The sequence below is a fragment of the Erwinia sp. MYb416 genome (assembly GCF_037479575.1).
In the GTDB taxonomy this organism is placed as follows: domain Bacteria; phylum Pseudomonadota; class Gammaproteobacteria; order Enterobacterales; family Enterobacteriaceae; genus Erwinia; species Erwinia rhapontici.
Window position 1 is genome coordinate 1 of record NZ_JBBGYT010000315.1, and the last position, 1296, is coordinate 1296.

At 54.9% G+C, this 1296-nt stretch carries 2 protein-coding genes; both read right to left on the reverse strand.

The annotated features are described in order from the left end of the window. Positions 1-41 precede the first annotated feature (41 nt). Positions 42-1145, reverse strand: a complete 1104-nt coding sequence (locus tag WH277_RS03790; RefSeq protein WP_445235242.1) for a flagellar basal body P-ring protein FlgI — start codon at positions 1143-1145, stop codon at positions 42-44. A 10-nt stretch (positions 1146-1155) separates the two neighbouring features. Continuing rightward, on the reverse strand, positions 1156-1296 hold a 141-nt coding region (locus WH277_RS03795; RefSeq protein ID WP_339504441.1), incomplete at its 5' end, for a flagellar basal body L-ring protein FlgH.

The following is a 1296-nucleotide window of genomic DNA, read 5'->3' on the forward strand; positions in this document are numbered from 1 at the left end:
TCCTGCGCCCGCCGATAGTGGCGCACCAATTGCATTGATCATCAGATCACCACCAGTTCAGCATCCAGTGCCCCGGCTTCATGCAGTGCCTGCAAAATGGCGATAGTGTCATCGGGAGAAGCGCCCAGACTATTAATGGTATTAACAATACTGCGCAGGCTGGTGCCGGCCGGAACAACGACCATCTGTCCCTTGCCGCGATCGACACCAATATCACTTTGCGGCGTGACTGCCGTCTGCCCGTTACTGAGCGGTCCGGGCTGACTGACATTTTTCGTTTCACTGATCGTTACGGTAAGTGAGCCATGTGACACCGCAGCGGCCCGGACCACAATCCCTTCCCCCATGACAACCGTTCCGGTTCGGGCATTGAATACCACGCGAGCAGGTTGCTTACCGGCTTCGATCTGGACATCTTCCAGCATCGACATAAATGCCACTCGCGCCCCCGCCTCTTTCGGCGCATTCACCGAAACGTTGGTGGCGCTTTTCGCCTGCGCGGTCCCGCTACCAAAGCGCTGATTCAATGCGATAGCAATATTGTTGGCGGTTTTAAAACTCGGTCGTTTGAGGTTGAGATACACCTCATTGTTGTCGACAAAATCGCTGGGGATTTCACGCTCAACAGTGGCACCGTTGGGAACCGTGCCGACAGTCGGCGTGTTGATCGTAATACTGGAGCCACTGTCACCGCTGGCTTTCACTCCCCCCACGACCACATTACCCTGTGCCAGGGCATAGACTTCACCATCGGCGCCGCGCAACTGCGTCAGCAGCAGCGTACCGCCGCGCAGGCTTTTCGCATCCCCCATTGACGACACGGTGACATTAATGGTTTGTCCGCGTGCGTACATCGGTGGCAGTGTGGCACTCAGTGCCACAGCGGCGACGTTTTTCACTTTAGGGTCGATTTTCGCCGGCATTTGCACACCAAACTGGCGCAGCATATTAGTGACCGACTGATTAGTGAATTTGACCTGATTGCGATCGCCGGAACCATCAAGGCCCACGACCAGGCTGTAGCCCACCAGCTGATTACCACGAATACCCTGAACATCAACCAACTGGTTTAACGGCTGCGCATGCAGTGGGTGTATGGCGCTGAAGATCCCGGTAATGAAGAGCGGGATAACGTAACGTAACATCATAAAAACCTTAAATCGGGAATAACGGATGGTTGAAGAAACGCGTCAGCCACCCTGCGGAGTTAGCATCACTTAACGCACCGCGGCCCGCATACGAGATGCGTGCGTTAGCAATACGTTGTGATGAGATCGTATTATCGCGGCCAATATC